The organism is Actinomadura miaoliensis (genome assembly GCF_039536785.1).
In the GTDB taxonomy this organism is placed as follows: Bacteria; Actinomycetota; Actinomycetes; order Streptosporangiales; family Streptosporangiaceae; genus Spirillospora; species Spirillospora miaoliensis.
Genome location: NZ_BAAAZG010000063.1, coordinates 1 through 1,381, shown reverse-complemented (window position 1 = coordinate 1,381; position 1,381 = coordinate 1). Strand labels below are relative to the sequence as shown.

The 1,381-nt window shown below is 77.3% G+C and carries 2 protein-coding genes and 1 pseudogene; all 3 read left to right on the top strand.

Annotated features, from left to right (window positions below; translation table 11 throughout):
• Positions 1-482 (top strand): annotated as a pseudogene (locus ABD811_RS39160) (hypothetical protein); the annotation flags it as partial.
• On the top strand, positions 479-925 hold the full coding sequence (locus ABD811_RS39155; protein WP_344957961.1) for a roadblock/LC7 domain-containing protein: 447 nt from the start codon (positions 479-481) through the stop codon (positions 923-925). The pseudogene ABD811_RS39160 and the gene ABD811_RS39155, both read left to right, overlap by 4 nt.
• Before the next feature lie 6 nt (positions 926-931).
• The gene (locus ABD811_RS39150; RefSeq protein ID WP_344957959.1) at positions 932-1,336 is read left to right on the top strand and encodes a DUF742 domain-containing protein; all 405 of its coding nucleotides are present in this window, start codon (positions 932-934) and stop codon (positions 1,334-1,336) included.
• The last annotated feature ends 45 nt before the right edge of the window (positions 1,337-1,381 follow it).

Sequence of the window (1,381 nt, the reverse complement as noted above, 5' to 3'; positions counted from 1 at the left end):
GCGGCGGCGCGGACGTCCCGCCGGGTGCCTGGTCGCCGCCGACGCCCCCGTCCACGGCGATGCTGAACGCGCCGCCCGCCGTCGACACCTGGGGGTCGGGGACGGGGCCGCCGTCCGACGCCCCGCCGTCGTTCGAGGGTGCCGTGACCTTCGACGCCACGAATCCGGGCCACGCGGCCGCTCCGCCGCCGCCCTACCAGGAGGGCACGGGCGCGTCGAACGGCGCGGGCGGTTCCGGCGGACGCGCACCGCTGCCGCGCCGCGTGCGGCAGGCGAACCTGGCGCCGCAGCTGCGCGAGGAGGACGACGGCCCGCTCGCGGCGCCCACGCCGCAGGGCGAGGACCCGCTGGCGGCGTGGGAGCGGCGGTCGGCCGAGGCGTCGCGGGAGCTGTTCGCGTCCCTGCAGGCGGGCTGGCTGCGCGGCCGGGACGAGGACGAGGGGCCGGCGGACCACCGGCAGGAAAGGGGAACGTCACCATGACGCAGCAGGAAGTGGCGGCCCAGCTGGGCTTTCTTCTGGACGATCTGGTGGACCGGGTGCCGCCGGTCCGCAAGGTCGTCGTCCTGTCCCGCGACGGGCTGGTGATGGGGGCGTCCCGGGACGTGGGCCGTGAGGACGCCGAGTACCTGGCCGCGCTGGCGTCCGGATTCCACAGCCTGGCGGTCGGGGCCGGGCCGCATCTGGACGCGGGCGAGATCCGGCAGACGATCGTCGAGATGGACAAGGGGCTGTTCTTCGTCGTCCCGGCCGGGGCGAACAGCTGCCTGGCCCTGCTCAGCGACGCGGGCGCCAACGCGGGCCTGGTCGCCTACGAGATGACGATGCTGGTCAAGCGGGTCGGCCGGCAGCTGTCCACCGGGCTGCGCCAGAACGGACGAGGACAGGACGGACGGGGAACGGGCCCGGGGCCGGGATCCGGGTGAGCGAGCGTGGACCGCAGCGCCCCCGGCGGCCTCCCCGGTCCGGGCGGGGAGCGGTGGCTCGACGAGGCCGCCGGGCCGATCGTCCGCCCCTACGCGGTGACCCGCGGCCGGACCCGCCCGCACGGCGAGCCGCTGGACCTGGTCACCATCCTGGTCGCGACGGGCGCGGCGCCCGCCGAGCCGGAGCGCCTGTCGCGCGAGCGGCGCCGCCTGCTGGCGCTGTGCCGCCGCCCGTACACGGTCGCCGACCTGGCCTCCGACCTGGACCTGCCGCTCGGCGTGGTCCGGGTGCTGGCCGACGACCTGATCCAGGCGGGTCTGCTGGGCGTCCAGCGCTGGTCCGCCCCGGCCGCCCCCCATACCGATCCGAACCTGCTCAGGAGGGTCCTCGATGGAATCCGTGCGCTCTGACGCGCCCGGCGGCCCGGCCGCCGGACCGCCCCCGCCCGCCGGGCC

What these genes read in the sequence shown, in the direction of transcription:
- ABD811_RS39155 (WP_344957961.1), top strand. Translation starts at nt 479, where the DNA reads ATGACGCAGCAGGAAGTGGCGGCCCAGCTGGGCTTTCTTCTGGACGAT.